This is a genomic window from Bacillus sp. FSL R5-0593 (assembly GCF_038603755.1).
GTDB lineage: Bacteria > Bacillota > Bacilli > Bacillales > Bacillaceae > Bacillus > Bacillus velezensis.
The window spans coordinates 2,498,014-2,514,127 of sequence record NZ_CP152011.1; the positions used below are offsets into that span (position 1 = coordinate 2,498,014).

Below are 16,114 nucleotides of genomic sequence, written 5' to 3' on the forward strand. Positions count from 1 at the left end.
TCTACTCCCCGTTTTGGTAAAAAAAGATCAATCGGCCGAACCAGCCGTCTTTCTCCTCATGTTCCGTTTTGGCCACTTTGACGGCGGAGCCTTCCGGTTTATCGTACCGATGATAGTTTTCATACTCTGAATTCACCCATATCATAGCATAATAGAACAGCGCGGTAAAACCTGTGAACAGAATAAACACTTTGATCGTATCCGCGGCTGTTTTTAGGAATCTGCCCATCTTTCGATCGACCCTTTCTTTTGGCGGCTGTTAGTACACCTTATGCCAATTTCAAAGGCTTTTATACATAAAAACAGCAAAAAACCCTTTCCTGGCAGAAAAGGTTCGTAGGCTTTTACTCTGTTTCATCCCCGCGGCAGCGGTGGCAGATTCCGTGAAAAGTCAATCTATGATCTTTAATTTTAAATTTCCAATCACGTTCAATCACTTCTTCAACGTCTTCAAGCAGATCTTCTTCAATTTCATCGACGGCTCCGCACTCCATGCACACCAAATGGTGATGAAAGTGAGCCGCGCCTTCTTTGCGAAGGTCGTAGCGGGATACGCCGTCCCCGAAGTTAATTTTATCAACGACTTTTAATTCTGTTAATAATTCTAATGTACGGTATACTGTAGCGAGACCAATTTCAGGAGATTTCTCTTTTACGAGGAGGTATACATCTTCTGCGCTTAAATGGTCTTCTTCGTTTTCAAGCAGCACTCTTACCGTTGCTTCCCGCTGTGGCGTAAGCTTGTAGCTTGACGAGTGCAGCTGCTTTTTAATTCGATCAATACGGTTTTCCATGTCTTTCCCTCCTACGCCGCATTCCATGACTCATTATAACAAAATACGCGCAGAGTTCCAACTATAATTATTATAAACTGATAAATAAAAGTATTATTTTGTGATAATAATTCTAAAATATGCGTGATGACAGCTTTTCCATAAACAGCGGAGACACGTACGCCTCGAGCAGCGAGGCGATGACCGAGAAGAAAACGATGAGAATCAGCACGAAGGCGTAACGTCCGAACCATTGGATCGGCGCGTCATGAAGGCTGCGTTTGACAAACAGCTGCCGGATCAGTTTCAGTGAAAAAGCGATAGAGCATGTCCCCATGATAAGATACGCCGGAATGAGAACGATGTTTTGCGGCAGAACCGAAATAAATGACAGGAAAAACCCGTTCATCCCCATTTGATTCACTAAAAAACCGACCGTGAAGCCGACGACGATTCCTTTTAAGAACACCATAATGAAAATAACCGGAAGACCGATCACGGAAATACCGAGAATCCACATCAGCCCCAAATATTTCACATCATGAAAGACGGCCTGCCAAAACATTTCTGAAGCGCCGGCATGTTTTCCGTCAGACAGCTGTCCGAAAAACTTGCTTAAATAGTAATACAAATCTTCTTTCTGCGTGATGGTCATGCTGTTGACGATGATCGCCCCGAAAATGACCCCCATCAAAAACAAGACGAACACAAATATATAAAGTGACAGATGATCCTTTACATGGCGAAAAAACAGTTCTTTGTACGATTGTTTTCTCATACCGCTTTCCTCCCGCTAATCTATTGACTTGATTTAGTAGATTGTATGAAAGAAAAGAGAAAACATGACAGAGAAATCATAGAAAGGCGCGAGATTCGGGCATAAAAAAAGAACCCCCGTCATCACTCCGGTGATCATAAGGGTTCCTTTTTTTATGCTTTATTCTTTCAAGCCTGTCTTTTTTGGTTTTCGTTACTCTTTCATGGGTGCTGAAAGACGGCGCCGTCCCCCTTGACAGGACTGCGTCACGCATCCCGTTTCTTTTGAGATGCTCCCGCATTTTTTTCGTTTTGCTCTTCGCCATGTGCCAATCGCTCCTTTTTCCCTTTTCTTTATCATAATAAAAAAATCCAGATGTGTTCATGAATACGGCTTATGTTTCGACCGGTAAGCGCGCAGAGACGTTTTGGCAGATGAATAGCTCCCCATTGCGGCGTATCCGTAAAAAAACCCCATAAAAATCCCCGCATACACGTGTTCATGATGACCGAAAACGATAGACACAACATTTCCGGCAGCAAGGGCAATCGTGGGAACGAATATGCCCGGAACCCGGCAGAACACTTTGATCAGCTGTGTGACGCATAAGACGACCGGCACGCCGATCACAGCATCCCAAATATTTGTATGGATCAGCGGAAAATAATCCACATCGACACCTCTTTATTCCGTCTTTTGCTATCTGTTAGCCTGCCTAAGAATTCCGCTTCCTATTCATGATAAAAAAACAGCACCGGCACATGTCCGGTACTGTAAGAGTTGTTTATTTCCCTGCCGCGGCCCGTTCTACGGCTGCTGATACGGCTTGATGCACGTCGGCATCCAAAGGCTGAGGCACGAGATCGCCGTGTTTTGTGCAAGAGGCGATGGCTTCTGCGGCCGCCACAAGCATTTCATGGTCGATTTTCTTGCTTTTGGCGTTCAGCGCGCCGCGGAAAATCCCCGGGAAGCCGAGAACATTATTGACCGAACGGCCGTCAGCTGCATAAGCGGCTCCGGCTTGTAATGCCTCTTCCGGTTCAATCTCCGGCTTCGGATTAGATAAAGCCAGAATGACGTGTCCTTTTCTGACATCCTCTTTTTTAATGAGACCCGGAACTCCTGTGGTGCTGATCACAATGTCACACGTGTCCATTAATTCTTTGATGCTTCCAAGCGGCTGACCTCCGTACTGAGCGAGGCGGTTCATTGCGTCTTCTGACTTGTCCGTTCCGCAGACCGCTTTGACTCCGTATGCCATAAACATGCGGCAGATGGCGACGCCTGCCGCGCCGAGACCGATCTGACCGACCTTCGCTTCTTTTAAATCAAGACCGGCGCTTTTACAAGCGGAAATGGCAGCGGCGAGCGTGACGACCGCCGTGCCGTGCTGGTCATCGTGCATAACCGGAATGTCCAGTTCTTCTTTCAGGCGGTCTTCAATGTCAAAGCAGTGGGGCGAACCGATATCTTCAAGCAGAATTCCGCTGAACCCCGGAGAAATATGTTTTACCGTGCGAATGATTTCTTCCGGATCAGAGGTATCGAGCAAAATCGGAATTCCGCTGATACCCGCCAGCTGGTCAAAAAGCGCGGCTTTCCCTTCCATTACGGGCATTCCGGCGACAGAGCCGATATTGCCGAGGCCGAGAATTGCCGTTCCGTCGGTGACAATGGCGACAGAATTGCTGATTGTCGTATAGATGGACGCTTTTTCAGGCTCGTTTTCAATCAGTCTGCACACATCGGCGACACCCGGCGTATAAACACGGCCAAGCTCAGCCAGTGTCCGGATCGGCATTTTGCTTTTCATCTGAATTTTGCCGCCTTCATGAGCAGAGAGCACTTCATCTGAGACTGTATGAAGCCGGATGCCTTCACCGAGAGCTTCAATGGCTTGAATGATTTCCTGCAGCTGCTCTTCATTTTCGGCCTGCACCGTGATGTTGCGCATTGTGTAGTTCGGGCCGACTTTAACGGTTTCAACTTCCCCGATATCTCCGCCCATCACTCCGATGGCGGTTGCCACTTTTCCGAGATTTCCGGGAACAGTCGGCGTTTCAATCATTAACGTCCGAATCATATGCTTTGTTATCATGAAATGAACCTCCTAACCCAATTTTTGAGATTGCAAGGATTTTTCTTTCGTGTACCAAATGAATTTCCCCGTGTATCCGTACAATATTGCCAGTCCGATAGATACAAAACTGAGCCACATGAACGGCAGATAAGAAAATGTGGATACGCCGAGAATGCCAGCCATATAGATGCCGTTATCAGACCACGGCACCATCCCTGAAGTAAGCGTGCCGCCCACCTCTGCGTTCCGGGATAAAACTCTTCTGTCAAGTTTCAGTTTATCATAACTGTTCTCCATGATTTTCGGCGTCAGGATCAATGACACGTACATCGCACAGCCGAAAATGTTTCCTAAAAGGGCGACGATCAATGTCGAAAGCGTCACATTTCCCGGTGTGGTCAGCTTTTTCTCAAAAGTTGAGACAATCACTTTTAATACGCCGAGCTTCTCAAGAATTCCTCCAAAACCGAGACCGAACAGGATAACGACTAACGTATCCAGCATACCGGTAATGCCTCCGCGGTTTAACAGGCCGTTTAAAAATTCGACGTCCGTTTTAATAGAAAAACCATTATAAGCAGTCGCGATGGCACTGGCAAAATTCATTCCCTGAAAGACGGAAGCCCAGATTGCGCCAAGTAAAGCACCGATGATGATAACGGGCATAGACGGCTTTTTCAAAATCAGAAGGACAACGACGACAACAGCCGGAATGAGCATCCATATATGAATGTCAAACGTTTTCTGCAATGAAGATTTTAAAAATTCCACTTTGTCGAGATCAATATTTTTTCCGCCGTATATAAATCCCGTTACGGTAAATAGAATGGCCGTAATAATATAGGACGGAATTGACAGATACATCATCGCTCTGACGTGTGACAGCACATCCACCTTAGAAAGCGTGGAGGCAAGCACCGTACTGTCAGACAGCGGTGAAAGCTTGTCTCCGAAGTAAGCGCCGGACAAAACGGCTCCCGCTACGATCGGAAGCGGTATACCCATTCCCTCTCCGATGGCAATCATGGCGATTCCCGCGGTTCCCACGGTTCCCCAGGACGTTCCGGTCGCAACGGACATAACGGAACAAATAACCAGTGTAGCCAGAAGGAAAACATGAGGATTAATAAACTCTAAACCATAATAAATTAACGTCGGCACAACGCCGCCGGCAATCCATGTCCCGATGAGCGCACCGACCGAAACAAGAATCAACACCGCTTCAAGACCGTTTGATATCCCGGTGACAATCGAATCCTGCAAGTCTTTATATGAATATCCCAGCCTGACTCCGAGAATAATAGCGAAAAACCAGGATATTAATAGAGCTAGCTGGATCGGCAGGTCTAAAAACACTGTGAACGATAAGACAAGTGCTAAAAACCCGAATAATAAGATAATAATTTCCAATAAATTTGGCAATCTGACCTCTTTCACAAGAAAATCCCCCTAGAAGAAAAAAGCTAAAACGCTTTCATCAAATGATATAACAAATTATACTATACTGCCTCATCCCTTTGTATGGCAACCGCCTATTCACTAAAAAACGTGAAAAGGCGGCTGTTGTTGCTTTAAAATTTATTTTTCTAATAGATCTTTTCCGGCAATCCCCGGTTTTGTCATTTCATACGGATTCAAAATGATATCCAATTCTTCTTCTGTCAGTACATCATTTTGAAGGCAAAGATCTCTTACAGATTGCCCCGTCATGATTGCTTCACGGGCAATTCGCGCAGCCGCTTCATACCCAAGGTGCGGATTGACCGCTGTAATGACGCCGACGCTTTTTTCCACGTATTGCTTCAGACGTTTTTCGTTGGCTTCAATTCCCGCCAGACAATGATCGGTAAATGAACGGAACCCGTTATTCATGATGCTGATGGATTGAAGCAGGTTAAATACGAGTACCGGCTCCATTACGTTAAGCTCCAGCTGGCCCGCTTCTGAAGCGAGGCAGATCGTATTGTCATTCCCGATGACCTGGAAGGCGATTTGGTTGATCAGCTCTGCCATTACAGGGTTGACTTTCCCAGGCATAATAGATGATCCCGGCTGACGGGCGGGCAATGAAATTTCCGCAAGTCCCGCGCGCGGACCTGAAGCCATTAAGCGCAGATCGTTGGCGATTTTAGACATGTTCATCATGCATACTTTCAACGCGGCTGAAACTTCCGTATACGCATCAGTGTTTTGTGTGGCGTCAACCAAATGGCCGGCGCCGACAAGCGGCAGTCCGCTGATGTCAGCCAGGTGCTTCACAACCTGTTCTATGTAGCGCGGATCGGCGTTAAGTCCCGTACCTACGGCCGTTGCCCCCATGTTTACTTCATACAGATGCTGGCGGGATTGTTTAATTCGCTTTATGTCACGCTCAAGCACGCGGCTGTATGCTTCAAATTCCTGTCCGAGACGGATCGGCACAGCGTCCTGAAGGTGTGTGCGCCCCATTTTAATGACAGAATCAAATTGTTTCGCTTTATCTTTAAAGACACTGAGCATATGCGCCATCGTATCAAGGAGCTTATCCAAAAGTTTCAAGGTTGAAATATGGATTGCCGTCGGGAACACGTCGTTCGTCGATTGTGACATGTTGACGTGTGTGTTCGGGCTGAGGTGAATGTATTCACCTTTTTTATGCCCCATGATTTCAAGAGCCCTGTTGCCGATTACTTCGTTGGCATTCATGTTCATGGACGTTCCGGCTCCCCCTTGGATCGGATCGACGATAAATTGGTCATGCCATTTTCCCTCAAGTATTTCATCTGCGGCCTGTACAATCGCATTTCCGATTCCTTCATACAGCCGTTTTACATCCATGTTGGCAAGCGCCGCCGCTTTTTTGACGATGGCGAGCGCATTAATCATTTCTTCATGGATGCGGTATCCGGTAATCGGAAAGTTTTCTTTCGCGCGCAGCGTTTGTATTCCGTAATACACATCAGCTTCAATTTGTTTTTCTCCGAGGAAATCTTTTTCCTGACGATATTCTTTTTGCGCGTTTGTCATGCTAAAACCCTACTTTCTCTTTGTGGTAGTCATGTTTTTACAGTACAACGTCGTCTGCGATCGGTGTCTCCATAATGTTTTTGACTTCAGCCAAGTTGTGAGACTGGCCGAGCGCCCACATTAATTTCGGCACGATGGCTTCCGTGTTCATATTTCTGGAGCGGATAATGAGATCTTGATTGACTCTTCGGCCGACTTCATAGACGCTCATGTCCTCTCCTTCTTCAAGACATTGTGTCGTAATGACGACGACAATGCCGCTTTCAATCATTTCATTGACTTTGGCGAGAATGTCTCTTCCTTCAAACGGCACGCCGCCGCTGCCGTAGCTTTCAATGACGATTCCTTTGTACATGCCCTTTAATGCGTCAAACATTTCCGGTTTCAGCCCCGGGTGTAGCTTGAGCAGGCACACGTCCGTGCAAAGTGAAGTATTGACCGTAAAAGCATCGTCTTTTGGCATGTGCACTTGTTTGTTGTATTCAATTCCGTTTTCGGTAATAAACGCGATATACGGATAGTTAATGCTCTCAAATGCATCATAGCTTTTCGTTCTTAATTTAATGGCGCGTGTGCCTTGAATGACTCTGCCGTCAAATACGACGTATACGCCGCCCACCCCTTCACATGCGAAGCGGATCGCGTCCGTGATATTTTTTTTGGCATCGGTTTTTTGAAATGTAATCGGGATTTGCGAACCCGTAATGACGATCGGTTTATCAGCATGCTGAAGCATATAAGACAGTGCCGCTGATGTATAGGCCATTGTGTCTGTTCCGTGCGTAATGACGAACCCGTCATATGCGTCATATTTTTCTTTGACAGCATTTGCGATTTCGGCCCAGTATTCAGGCTGCATATTTGTGCTGTCGATGTTCATTAACGAATGGGTTTCCATCGTGTAATCGTTATCAAGTTTTGATACGTAGGTTAACAATTCGTCTGCTTTCACCCCGGGTGCAAGCCCGTTTTCTCCTTCGACTGAGGCGATTGTTCCTCCGGTTGTTAACAGCAATAATTTTTTCATACCCTGCACCTCTTCATCCATTTCTCAAGATGTGTTAAGCATTCGCTTTTCGCATACTTTTAATCAAATTATAGACAGACGAATGAAATTAATCAAGTGATTATTATTCAATTCGCGTACACTTTTGCATATCGATATGATATAATTTGCTCAAGTGAAAAGGAGCGGTTTTGAATATGAATTTAGATCGTTTAACTGAACTGAGAAAAAAGAAAAATTGGTCTCTTCAATATACGGCTGACCGTCTCGGCATCGCCAAAAGCACGTACGCCGGGTATGAATCAGGATACCGGCGGCCGTCATTCGAGGCGCTGGGCACGCTTGCCGATCTGTTTGACACGACGTGCGACGATTTACTCGGGCGCACTGAAAAAAAGGCGGAGCCGTTTGCCCAGACCATCGAATTAACAAACGCCGCACAAGGCCGCGGCACACTGACCGTTGACGGACAGCCGCTGAACCAGGATGAAATCATCGAATTGATTGCGTTTGTCCGGACGAAAAAGAAGGTGCAGGAGGAGCTCCGCTAAAAACCGGCTTTTACGGCTTGATTCTGCCGTACGTCCCTCCGCCCCCGGCCTCAAGGACGAGCTGCCCGGTACGCGCTTTATGAATGACAGCCGCTATTTTAGGCTGGACGACACGCGCCAATTCCTCTTCTTGCGCCTGATGAAGAATCGCCATCTCCGTCCCGAAGGCCCGCTTCAGTTTTTCTAACGTTTTCGGCCCGACCCCGGGAATGAACTGCAGCGGGATTTGATGAATATACGGCGGCCGCGGCATGCGGCTTTTTTTCGGTCCGCTCAGTTCCTCCAGCCGTTCACTGACCCCTTTTGTCATTGTTTTCCCCCCGCACTCCGGACATGCGGAAGCTCCTTTTTCAACCGGGCTGCCGCAGCGGTCGCACGCCGTCCGGTAATACTTCCCGAGCTTCGGGTTCAGCCCGTAATTCGCCGTGATTTTTCTTCCGTCCTTCCCTTTTAAAGCCAGCGAAAATTCCGTGAAATTCGCTTCTTTAAGAAGCATTTCATTATATTCTCTGCCGATTTTTCCTAAGGAATGCGCATCAGAATTTGTTAAAAATGTATACGGATCAAGTTCTGTTACCCGCGAAGCCATGTCGGTGTCACAGCTTAATCCGAGTTCCGCCGCGTCAATGAGCGCCGGGTCGAAAACTTCTGTCAAAGAAGATATGACTCCTTTTCCGTACAGGCTTTTATGCGGGGTGAACATATGGGCGGGAATAAACAGCCCGTCCAATTCCTTTGTTTTCCTTTGAAGATTCAAACCGGTCTCATAAATGCGCTGGGAACTGAGATGGATATTTTTAAGCCTTTTTGCAAGCCACTCAGAAAACATCTTCATTTCGGCAAGAGACGGCATAAAGACGAGAACGTGAATCGGCCCGCGGCATGTGTGATCATAGATTTCAAGCTCACTGCCCAACAGAAGCGTCGTATTCCGATACCGGATGCCGCCTTCTTTCAGCTCACGGTATCCGCCTTCATCAATTCCGCGCTCGATTTCTTCTATGACTTCCGGGGAATGGCAGTCGATGATGCCCAATAGTTCAATTCCCTTCCCCTCACTGGCTTCTTCTAAAATCCGGTGCAGCGTCAACGTTTTGGCCCCGGTGATTTTGACCGGTTTTCCCGTATAAGTGCGGCCGATATGAATATGCAGATCCGCATAGATGGTTTTCATCATTTTTCCTTCAGCGCTGCTTTCAGCTGGAGATACTGAATCGCGTACGCCGTTTTTGCGTCATACACCCTGCGGGATTCAATCAGCTTCACGGCCTCTTCAAGCGTGACCTGCATGACTTCGACAAATTCATCCTCATCCAGCTCTCGTTTTTCTTCCAGCGGCGAAAGCCCTTCCGCAAGAAAGAGATGCACGATTTCATCAGCAAACCCGGGTGATGTATAAAAAGCGGTGATTTTCGTCAAGGTTTCCGCCGTATATCCCGTTTCTTCCTCGAGCTCTCTTAACGCCGTATGTTCCGGCTCTTCCCCCTTTTCAAGCTTCCCGGCCGGAATTTCAACGATTGTCCGTTCCAGCGGCTTTCTGAACTGGTTCACCAAAATGATTTTTCCTTCCTCGGTCACCGCAAGTACGGCCACTGCTCCCGGATGTTTGACGATTTCCCGCTTGCTTGTTTTTCCGTTCGGGAGCTCTACATCCTCTAAGTAAAGATCTATGACTTTCCCGTCATACAGCTTTTTTTTCGCAAGTGTTTTTTCTTCTAAATGTTTCATCATGTCATCTCCCGTTCTGTCTCTCTATTATGCCTCATATATTTTATCATACATGCATGAGAGGGAGGTGCTTTTCGATTGAAGGTGTACCGGAAGGATAAGAGTATCGTATTGGTCGGAAAGGCGTGGGAAGTGCGGGCTAAACTGAAAGAATACGGACGGACATTCCGCTATGTCGGAGATTGGATCACCGGGCCTTAACAGTTGAAAACTTCGCGCCTTTATATTACGGTCAATAAAAGACTATAAAAAGGAGCGAAACGATGAGAAAACGCACACTGGGACATTCTGATTTAGAAATAAGCGAAATCGGGCTCGGCTGTATGTCGCTGGGCACGGATAAAGCTAAAGCGCTGTCTATTTTGGATGAAGCGATCGAGCTTGGAATCAATTATTTAGATACCGCTGATCTTTATGATTTCGGCAGAAATGAGGAAATTGTCGGGGAGGCCGTCAAAAACCGCAGGCACGACATCATTTTAGCCACGAAAGCCGGAAACCGCTGGAATGATGATAAAGACGGCTGGCATTGGGACGCTTCCAAAGGATACATAAAAGAAGCGGTCAAAAACAGCCTGCGCCGGCTGAAAACGGACTATATCGACCTTTATCAGCTGCATGGCGGCACGATGGAAGACCATATTGACGAAACGATCGAAGCATTTGAGGACTTAAAACAGGAAGGTGTCATCCGGTATTACGGCATTTCCTCGATTCGTCCGAATGTTATTAAAGAATATGTGAAAAAATCAAATATCACCAGCGTTATGATGCAATACAGCCTGCTGGACCGGCGTCCCGAGGAGTGGCTTCCCCTTTTAGAGGAGAACGGAATCAGCGTAGTCGCAAGAGGGCCTGTCGCTAAAGGGCTTCTTACGGAAAAACCGCTTGATCAAGCGGCCGCAAGCGTAAAAGAGAACGGCTATTTAACATATTCTTTTGCAGAACTGTCAGAAACCAAAAAAGCGATCAGCGCTGCCGCACCTGACTTGAGCATGACGGAGCTTTCTCTTCAATACTTGCTGTCACAGCAGGCCGTCGCTTCTGTCATCACCGGAGCCAGCTCACTTGAGCAGCTGAGAGAAAACTGTTCGGCTGCAGAGGCCCGGCGTTTAAGCAGCCAGGAAATCAAAGCCCTGCAATACCATACAAAACGGGACGTATACGAAGCCCATCGTTCTTAAATAATAAAACCGGCACCTTTTCAGATGCCGGTTTATTTATATTTGTGCCAATCGAGACTGCTTTCATTCAGCAGCTCTTCAAAGCTTTTATGTTTTTCTTTTTCTTTTCGTTTTCTGATTTGTTCCGCCTTTTGCTGCGCCTGTTTTCTCTCGTCTTCTTCCTTCAGCTCACTTTTCATTTGCAAAAGCCTGGCCTTCAGATCTTCCTCCAGATCGTCTTTTAAGCTGTGTTTTTCTTTAGGCAGCTGCTTTTTCATCATTACGCCCCCCGTATCTGAATATGGTGAAGCAAGTGTACCACGGAGCGCCGGAGGCCGGCAACGTTCACGGTCCTGAAAAGCCGGAGAGCTACCGTAAAGCCGTTCAAACCTTTTTAGATACCATGACGCAAACGTAAAAAAGCGAAAGAACGTATGCTGGTTCTTTCGCTTTCACGTCATAAAACGTCGGTAATCCCGTCCATATTTTCTCCGATCCAGTCAATGGCGAGGTCGATTGTCATAAACTCCTGCGCTTTGAAGGTCATCTCATCTTGAAGCAGCCAGACATCCTTCTGAACGGATTCAGCGCCTCCGATGGACCAGTGCAGCAGACTGTACGGGTGGTTGTTGTTCAGAAAGGATACCCACGTTTTATGCTGTGCCGTCTGTTTAATGGCTTTCAGCTTTTGATTCACTTTCCGTTTCTCCCTGCTTTACTAATATGCTCATTCTCGGGCTCAGCATCTCTGCCGGGCTTTTTAAGACGAGCGTTTTTGCCTTTTCATTGTAATCGATTGTCATTTCCTCGTCAAAAAACACTTTTTGTGAGGTCTGGATGTAAAGCGGAAGTCCGTTGGTTTCAATGGCTTCGCATTGTCCCGTTAATTCGTCCGCCAGCCAGATGGTCGGCACGCCGCTCACCGCGCACCCGCAGCCTTCTGCGTCATAGCGGAGCTGCGCTTTTTTCCCCGGGTTGGCGTCCATTGCCTGCTGAAGTGTGTGTTTCGCCGCATCCGTCACATGTATTTGCATAGATGATCCTCCGTTTTTCATTTTCGCCATTGTAGCATACCGAGCCGCTGTATGCATTGTTTCTGCTTTCTTTACAGCAGCCCGCTCTCCCAGACCTTTGCCTCTTGTTCAGCCGCCTTGATCCAGTCATTTTTCCCTTCACTATACTTTGCCATATCGTATGGGTACGTCTTAGCGAGGTGCCGTTTCAGTTCCATGTATTGAGCCGCTTTTTCAGGCTTTGCGGTGAGGTAATCCCGGAACAGCAGATGACGCTTCACGTCCGGATGCCCTGTTTCGTATATGTGAACGTGGTGTGTGCGCCTGTTGCCGCCTTTTTGAAAGAAACGCCGGCCCTCTATCCCGTTTTCCCCTTTCGCCTCATAGCCGAGTGCTTCCAGCTGCGGACTGAATCGGTCAGCGTCCGAAATATCTTTAACCTCCGCCAGTATATCGATGACGGGTTTGGCGGTCATCCCCGGGATGGAGGTGCTGCCGATGTGGCTGACAGAATGAAGTGCTGGGCCGAAGATTCGGATCAAGTCCGCCTTCTCTCTTTCAAACATTCCTTTCCATTCCGGCTTGTACGGAACAACTTCCGCTTTCCTCTTCGGATAAAGATGAAAAAACGAGAGGGTCAGCCCTTCCGGCGTCTCTATCTGTCCGGCTTCTGTGAACCCGGTTTTTAAATAGAGAGAGACTGCCGGAACGTTTTGGCTGGCGGTAGCCGCCTCTATTTTTTGGGCGTCCCGGTTCTCGTCTATCACAAATTGAATAAGCGCCCGTCCGATTCCTTTTCGAAAGCCGGACGGGTGCACCGTCAGCCTGCATATGACAAGGTCATATCCCTTTTTTTCATACGAAATGACGCCTGCAAGCTGATCTTTTTCCTTGAAACCGGCAAACGTCTCCCGTGACCGCTGTATATCATCGGGTGTTTCATGCAAGGCGGGGATGCCGAAAAAGCCGATCAGCTCTGCTTCTTTTTGATAAGAGCAGCGCTGAACCGCCGCAATTTCCCGCGCGGTCTGTTCTTGTGTATGCTGTAAAAATGTAATCAATCTTCCGCCCCTTTTGACGCAAACATCCGCTGTGACTCCGTCTTCGTAATGCGGACCGCGTACGCTTCATACCAGGCGGTTTTTCCTTTTTGTTTTGCCGCCTGGTGGTCAGTATGATCTTTCCACCTTTTAATCGCCTCCAGGCTGTCCCAGTAGGAAACCGTGATGCCGCAGCCGTTTTCCTCCCGAACGCTTTCCGTGCCTAAAAAGCCCGGCTGTCCGCCTGCCAAATTCATCATGCGCTCTGCCGTATGTTCATATTCCTCATCATATTTTCCCTTTATTGATGAAAAAATGACCGCATAATAAGGCGGTTTGGGCGTGTCAGCTAAAAAACCCATATTCATCCCCCTCTACATATATTTCACAAACAGAATCCGGTCTTCTCCCGGACCGTCATAATTCGCAAAAACAGGGATTCCGTTTACGGTTTTGGTTCCTTTTTCAGCTTCAAAGCCTAATTTTGTATGATAAGCGATTGATACTTTATTGACAGGCGCCGTCACGCAATTGACTTTTGTGCAGCCCCTTTTTTTCACCGTCTCCATAAATCGATCGTAGAGCTGTTTTCCAATTTGCATTTTTCTGAAATCCGGATGCACACCGGAAAAATGAATGTAGGCTGTCTCAGGGTCTGATTGTGACTGAAAACCGATTAAAAAACCGGTCATTCCCTCCGGCCCGTACGTGATAAAGCTTGTGTCCTGAAAATGTTCAAAAAACAAGCGCGGCAGTTTGTCTTTCATCTGCCTGCCGCCCCACCATTCATTCAAAACAGACGTAACCATTTCATAGTCTTCAGAGGTAATTGTTCGAATATCCATTATCGATTGACTCTCCTTTTCGTCCGGCAAAATGAATGTCAGCTCTTCTCATTGGAATATAAAAAATTATATGTGGGTTGTTTGCAATTGTAAATGATTTCTTTTCAAGCAAACGAATCAGCACGTCTTCCAGCCAGGGAATGATTTACCAGTATAAACGTGATCATTGTTCGGGTACAATGAAAAACAGAACAAATGTTCCCGGAGGTTTTTTTATGGCTGATATTCTTCTTGTAGATATGCAATCGTTTTATGCGTCTGTGGAAAAAGCGGAAGCGCCTCATCTCAAAAGCCGGCCCGTGATTGTCTCGGGAGATCCCGAAAGACGCAGCGGCGTCGTGCTTGCGGCTTGTCCGCTCGCCAAACGATACGGCGTAAAAAATGCCGAACGGCTGTGGGAAGCGCAGGCCAAATGTCCCGATGCCGTTATTGTCCGTCCGCGGATGCAGCGGTATATTGATGTATCCGTCATGATTACCGAACTGTTTGAACGGTATACCGATCTTGTAGAACCCTACTCCATCGATGAGCAGTTTCTCGACGTGACCGGGAGCAGGCGGCTGTTCGGTGATCCTTTTACAATTGCCAAAAGCATTCAGCAAGCGATTATGCGTGAATTCGGAATTTATGCCCGTGTCGGCATCGGGCCGAATAAGGCGCTCGCGAAAATGGCTTGCGACCATTTTGCCAAAAAAAACGCATCCGGCATCCACAGATTGGATATGTCAAATATCAGGCAGGATCTGTGGCCGCTGCCGGTCGGAAAATTATTCGGCATCGGAAAACGGATGGAGCATCATTTAAGACGGATGGGCATCAGCACAATCGGCGGGCTTGCCGGACACCCCGCCGAATTGCTGAAAAAACGCTGGGGCATTAACGGCGAATTGCTTCAGCGGACAGCCCGCGGCATCGATCCCTCTCCGGTCACCGTCAACACGCACAGCCGGCAAAAAGCGATCGGCCATAACATGACCCTCCCGAGAGACTACAGCCGCTTTGAGGATATCAAAGTCGTGCTGCTGGAGTTAAGCGAAGAAGTGGCCCGCCGCGCCCGTTTCAAACAATACATCGGCCATACGGTTTCGGTCAGCATCAGAGGCGCTGATTTTGAATTCCCTTCAGGTTTTCACAGACAGAGAAAGCTGGTGTCTCCGACTAATTTCGGAATGGATATTTTTAAAACGGCGGTCAAGCTCTTCAAAGAGCATTGGAACGGTGAGCCCGTCCGCAGCGCCGGCGTCTCCCTTTCCCAGCTGGAGCCTTGTGATTATGTTCAGCTGAGCCTGTTCGATGCCCAGGAAAAAAAGATCAGTCTCGGCAAAGTATTGGATGATATTCATGAGCGGTACGGCCCTGCGTCGCTCCTCCATGCCGCTTCACTGACAGAGGCCGGCCAAGCCTTTCACCGGGCTGAAAAAATCGGCGGGCATTACAAATAATTTGAGGTGATATACATGAATCCGAACAAATTAACACCCGGGTATAATGTCATGTGGGAATCAAGCCGGATGATGCTGCCCGAACATCGGGAGCAGCTGCTTGCGAAAAAACGAAAAGAACGGGAATTCCGGCCTCCGGAACTGAGCGAAGAGCAACTGAACGACATGAACCGCATCATTGCGGCGTCGATTGAAGAAGACAGGGCCATTTCGGTCACCTACGCTTCCGCACACGGCCCCCGCCGCTTTTGGGGCTGGGTAAAACAAGTGATGCATGACGAAAAGCGTTTAAAAATCATAAACGATGAAGATGCGTTAACGCTGCCGTTTCATCGTATTCTCTCGGCTGAACTGGAATAAAAGCCTAAATCGTCCTGACAGAAAATATGATAGAAGAGTGGGAGGATCACATGATATTTAGTAGAATAAAGATGAATGACAAGAATAGGAGAATATATGATGGATCAATTTATAGAAAAAATGCTGGGACAAGCCCTCCGCCAGTATGGACGGAATGTGTCGACAGATCCGCTGAGCCCCTATGAAAAACAGAGTTTAAAAAAAGCTTTAGAAGAAAGAAGGAATGAAGAACCCGATGAGGATCTCCATGCCCATGTAGAAGATATTATCTACGATTACGTCACCAATCAAGGGCAGTTTTCCTGACACGGACGTTTATGCACCGGGCGATAAGGGAAATGTCCGAGAGT

General features: G+C 47.5%; 22 protein-coding genes and 1 pseudogene. 6 read left to right on the forward strand and 17 right to left on the reverse strand.

Annotated elements, in window-relative coordinates:
• Position 1: 1 nt before the first annotated feature.
• From NYE36_RS12390 to NYE36_RS12430, 9 genes are all read right to left on the reverse strand, one after another.
• Positions 2-229 (reverse strand): YqzK family protein, encoded by a 228-nt coding sequence (locus NYE36_RS12390; RefSeq protein WP_003153331.1) that lies wholly within the window; start codon positions 227-229, stop codon positions 2-4.
• A 115-nt stretch (positions 230-344) separates the two neighbouring features.
• On the reverse strand, positions 345-794 hold the full coding sequence (gene fur / locus NYE36_RS12395) for a ferric iron uptake transcriptional regulator (protein ID WP_003153330.1): 450 nt from the start codon (positions 792-794) through the stop codon (positions 345-347).
• 112 nt (positions 795-906) lie between these two features.
• Positions 907-1,551, reverse strand: coding sequence for a stage II sporulation protein M (spoIIM, locus tag NYE36_RS12400; protein WP_007409404.1), 645 nt, complete (start codon positions 1,549-1,551; stop codon positions 907-909).
• A gap of 76 nt (positions 1,552-1,627) precedes the next feature.
• Entirely contained in the window at positions 1,628-1,855 is a 228-nt protein-coding gene (locus NYE36_RS12405) for a hypothetical protein (protein ID WP_012117898.1), read from the reverse strand.
• A gap of 56 nt (positions 1,856-1,911) precedes the next feature.
• Complete coding sequence (locus NYE36_RS12410) at positions 1,912-2,202, reverse strand: hypothetical protein (protein WP_020956025.1); 291 nt, start codon at positions 2,200-2,202, stop codon at positions 1,912-1,914.
• A gap of 112 nt (positions 2,203-2,314) precedes the next feature.
• Positions 2,315-3,628 carry an NAD-dependent malic enzyme gene (locus tag NYE36_RS12415; protein ID WP_007409402.1) on the reverse strand — a complete coding sequence of 438 codons (1,314 nt, stop codon included), beginning with the start codon at positions 3,626-3,628 and terminating at the stop codon, positions 2,315-2,317.
• Positions 3,629-3,640: 12 nt separating this feature from the next.
• The gene (gene nhaC / locus NYE36_RS12420; protein ID WP_007612350.1) at positions 3,641-5,047 is read right to left on the reverse strand and encodes a Na+/H+ antiporter NhaC; all 1,407 of its coding nucleotides are present in this window, start codon (positions 5,045-5,047) and stop codon (positions 3,641-3,643) included.
• Positions 5,048-5,188: 141 nt separating this feature from the next.
• Positions 5,189-6,616, reverse strand: coding sequence for an aspartate ammonia-lyase (aspA, locus tag NYE36_RS12425; RefSeq protein ID WP_003153322.1), 1,428 nt, complete (start codon positions 6,614-6,616; stop codon positions 5,189-5,191).
• 37 nt (positions 6,617-6,653) lie between these two features.
• On the reverse strand, positions 6,654-7,643 hold the full coding sequence (locus NYE36_RS12430; RefSeq protein WP_003153321.1) for a type I asparaginase: 990 nt from the start codon (positions 7,641-7,643) through the stop codon (positions 6,654-6,656).
• Positions 7,644-7,819: 176 nt separating this feature from the next.
• Between NYE36_RS12430 and NYE36_RS12435 the strand changes: the two genes are divergently transcribed.
• Complete coding sequence (locus NYE36_RS12435) at positions 7,820-8,173, forward strand: helix-turn-helix transcriptional regulator (protein WP_007409399.1); 354 nt, start codon at positions 7,820-7,822, stop codon at positions 8,171-8,173.
• A 10-nt stretch (positions 8,174-8,183) separates the two neighbouring features.
• Here NYE36_RS12435 and NYE36_RS12440 read toward each other — a convergent pair whose 3' ends face one another.
• Both NYE36_RS12440 and NYE36_RS12445 read right to left on the reverse strand, forming a co-directional pair.
• The gene (locus tag NYE36_RS12440) at positions 8,184-9,347 is read right to left on the reverse strand and encodes a TIGR00375 family protein (RefSeq protein WP_199022652.1); all 1,164 of its coding nucleotides are present in this window, start codon (positions 9,345-9,347) and stop codon (positions 8,184-8,186) included.
• Complete coding sequence (locus tag NYE36_RS12445; protein ID WP_047935913.1) at positions 9,347-9,901, reverse strand: NUDIX hydrolase; 555 nt, start codon at positions 9,899-9,901, stop codon at positions 9,347-9,349. Before NYE36_RS12445 ends, NYE36_RS12440 begins: the two co-directional genes overlap by 1 nt.
• Positions 9,902-9,979: 78 nt before the next feature.
• On the opposite strand from NYE36_RS12445, the gene mciZ reads away from it, so the two are divergent.
• Both mciZ and NYE36_RS12455 read left to right on the forward strand, forming a co-directional pair.
• The gene (mciZ, locus tag NYE36_RS12450) at positions 9,980-10,102 is read left to right on the forward strand and encodes a Z-ring formation inhibitor MciZ (RefSeq protein ID WP_003153315.1); all 123 of its coding nucleotides are present in this window, start codon (positions 9,980-9,982) and stop codon (positions 10,100-10,102) included.
• A 62-nt stretch (positions 10,103-10,164) separates the two neighbouring features.
• On the forward strand, positions 10,165-11,085 hold the full coding sequence (locus NYE36_RS12455) for an aldo/keto reductase (protein WP_265451363.1): 921 nt from the start codon (positions 10,165-10,167) through the stop codon (positions 11,083-11,085).
• Between the two features lie 32 nt (positions 11,086-11,117).
• On the opposite strand, the gene NYE36_RS12460 is transcribed toward NYE36_RS12455, so the two are convergent.
• The 6 genes and pseudogenes from NYE36_RS12460 to NYE36_RS12485 all read right to left on the reverse strand — a co-directional run bounded on the left by NYE36_RS12460 (position 11,118) and on the right by NYE36_RS12485 (position 13,962).
• Positions 11,118-11,342 (reverse strand): YqkE family protein, encoded by a 225-nt coding sequence (locus tag NYE36_RS12460; RefSeq protein ID WP_265451388.1) that lies wholly within the window; start codon positions 11,340-11,342, stop codon positions 11,118-11,120.
• A 179-nt stretch (positions 11,343-11,521) separates the two neighbouring features.
• The gene (locus tag NYE36_RS12465) at positions 11,522-11,761 is read right to left on the reverse strand and encodes a DUF2552 family protein (RefSeq protein ID WP_020956032.1); all 240 of its coding nucleotides are present in this window, start codon (positions 11,759-11,761) and stop codon (positions 11,522-11,524) included.
• Positions 11,736-12,098 (reverse strand): iron-sulfur cluster biosynthesis family protein, encoded by a 363-nt coding sequence (locus NYE36_RS12470; protein WP_014305346.1) that lies wholly within the window; start codon positions 12,096-12,098, stop codon positions 11,736-11,738. Before NYE36_RS12470 ends, NYE36_RS12465 begins: the two co-directional genes overlap by 26 nt.
• 74 nt (positions 12,099-12,172) lie before the next feature.
• A pseudogene (locus NYE36_RS12475) lies at positions 12,173-13,138 on the reverse strand (GNAT family N-acetyltransferase); the annotation flags it as partial.
• Complete coding sequence (locus NYE36_RS12480; protein WP_199022022.1) at positions 13,135-13,479, reverse strand: antibiotic biosynthesis monooxygenase; 345 nt, start codon at positions 13,477-13,479, stop codon at positions 13,135-13,137. The gene NYE36_RS12480 and the pseudogene NYE36_RS12475, both read right to left, overlap by 4 nt.
• Positions 13,480-13,491: 12 nt before the next feature.
• Entirely contained in the window at positions 13,492-13,962 is a 471-nt protein-coding gene (locus NYE36_RS12485) for a GNAT family N-acetyltransferase (protein ID WP_012117908.1), read from the reverse strand.
• A 215-nt stretch (positions 13,963-14,177) separates the two neighbouring features.
• On the opposite strand from NYE36_RS12485, the gene NYE36_RS12490 reads away from it, so the two are divergent.
• The 3 genes from NYE36_RS12490 (at position 14,178) to NYE36_RS12500 (ending at position 16,070) form a co-directional block, all read left to right on the forward strand.
• A complete protein-coding gene (locus NYE36_RS12490) occupies positions 14,178-15,404 on the forward strand; it encodes a DNA polymerase IV (RefSeq protein WP_015417758.1) in 1,227 nt (408 codons plus the stop codon).
• Between the two features lie 15 nt (positions 15,405-15,419).
• On the forward strand, positions 15,420-15,764 hold the full coding sequence (locus NYE36_RS12495; RefSeq protein ID WP_017418082.1) for a YolD-like family protein: 345 nt from the start codon (positions 15,420-15,422) through the stop codon (positions 15,762-15,764).
• 99 nt (positions 15,765-15,863) lie between these two features.
• Complete coding sequence (locus NYE36_RS12500) at positions 15,864-16,070, forward strand: YqzH family protein (protein ID WP_003153294.1); 207 nt, start codon at positions 15,864-15,866, stop codon at positions 16,068-16,070.
• The last annotated feature ends 44 nt before the right edge of the window (positions 16,071-16,114 follow it).

Coding starts and splice junctions, on each gene's coding strand:
- NYE36_RS12390 (WP_003153331.1), bottom strand. CDS start 229: ATGGGCAGATTCCTAAAAACAGCCGCGGATACGATCAAAGTGTTTATT.
- fur (WP_003153330.1), bottom strand. CDS start 794: ATGGAAAACCGTATTGATCGAATTAAAAAGCAGCTGCACTCGTCAAGC.
- spoIIM (WP_007409404.1), bottom strand. CDS start 1,551: ATGAGAAAACAATCGTACAAAGAACTGTTTTTTCGCCATGTAAAGGAT.
- NYE36_RS12405 (WP_012117898.1), bottom strand. CDS start 1,855: ATGGCGAAGAGCAAAACGAAAAAAATGCGGGAGCATCTCAAAAGAAAC.
- NYE36_RS12415 (WP_007409402.1), bottom strand. CDS start 3,628: ATGATAACAAAGCATATGATTCGGACGTTAATGATTGAAACGCCGACT.
- aspA (WP_003153322.1), bottom strand. CDS start 6,616: ATGACAAACGCGCAAAAAGAATATCGTCAGGAAAAAGATTTCCTCGGA.
- NYE36_RS12430 (WP_003153321.1), bottom strand. CDS start 7,643: ATGAAAAAATTATTGCTGTTAACAACCGGAGGAACAATCGCCTCAGTC.
- NYE36_RS12435 (WP_007409399.1), top strand. CDS start 7,820: ATGAATTTAGATCGTTTAACTGAACTGAGAAAAAAGAAAAATTGGTCT.
- NYE36_RS12440 (WP_199022652.1), bottom strand. CDS start 9,347: ATGAAAACCATCTATGCGGATCTGCATATTCATATCGGCCGCACTTAT.
- NYE36_RS12445 (WP_047935913.1), bottom strand. CDS start 9,901: ATGAAACATTTAGAAGAAAAAACACTTGCGAAAAAAAAGCTGTATGAC.
- NYE36_RS12455 (WP_265451363.1), top strand. CDS start 10,165: ATGAGAAAACGCACACTGGGACATTCTGATTTAGAAATAAGCGAAATC.
- NYE36_RS12460 (WP_265451388.1), bottom strand. CDS start 11,342: ATGAAAAAGCAGCTGCCTAAAGAAAAACACAGCTTAAAAGACGATCTG.
- NYE36_RS12470 (WP_014305346.1), bottom strand. CDS start 12,098: ATGCAAATACATGTGACGGATGCGGCGAAACACACACTTCAGCAGGCA.
- NYE36_RS12480 (WP_199022022.1), bottom strand. CDS start 13,479: ATGGGTTTTTTAGCTGACACGCCCAAACCGCCTTATTATGCGGTCATT.
- NYE36_RS12485 (WP_012117908.1), bottom strand. CDS start 13,962: ATGGATATTCGAACAATTACCTCTGAAGACTATGAAATGGTTACGTCT.
- NYE36_RS12490 (WP_015417758.1), top strand. CDS start 14,178: ATGGCTGATATTCTTCTTGTAGATATGCAATCGTTTTATGCGTCTGTG.
- NYE36_RS12495 (WP_017418082.1), top strand. CDS start 15,420: ATGAATCCGAACAAATTAACACCCGGGTATAATGTCATGTGGGAATCA.
- NYE36_RS12500 (WP_003153294.1), top strand. CDS start 15,864: ATGGATCAATTTATAGAAAAAATGCTGGGACAAGCCCTCCGCCAGTAT.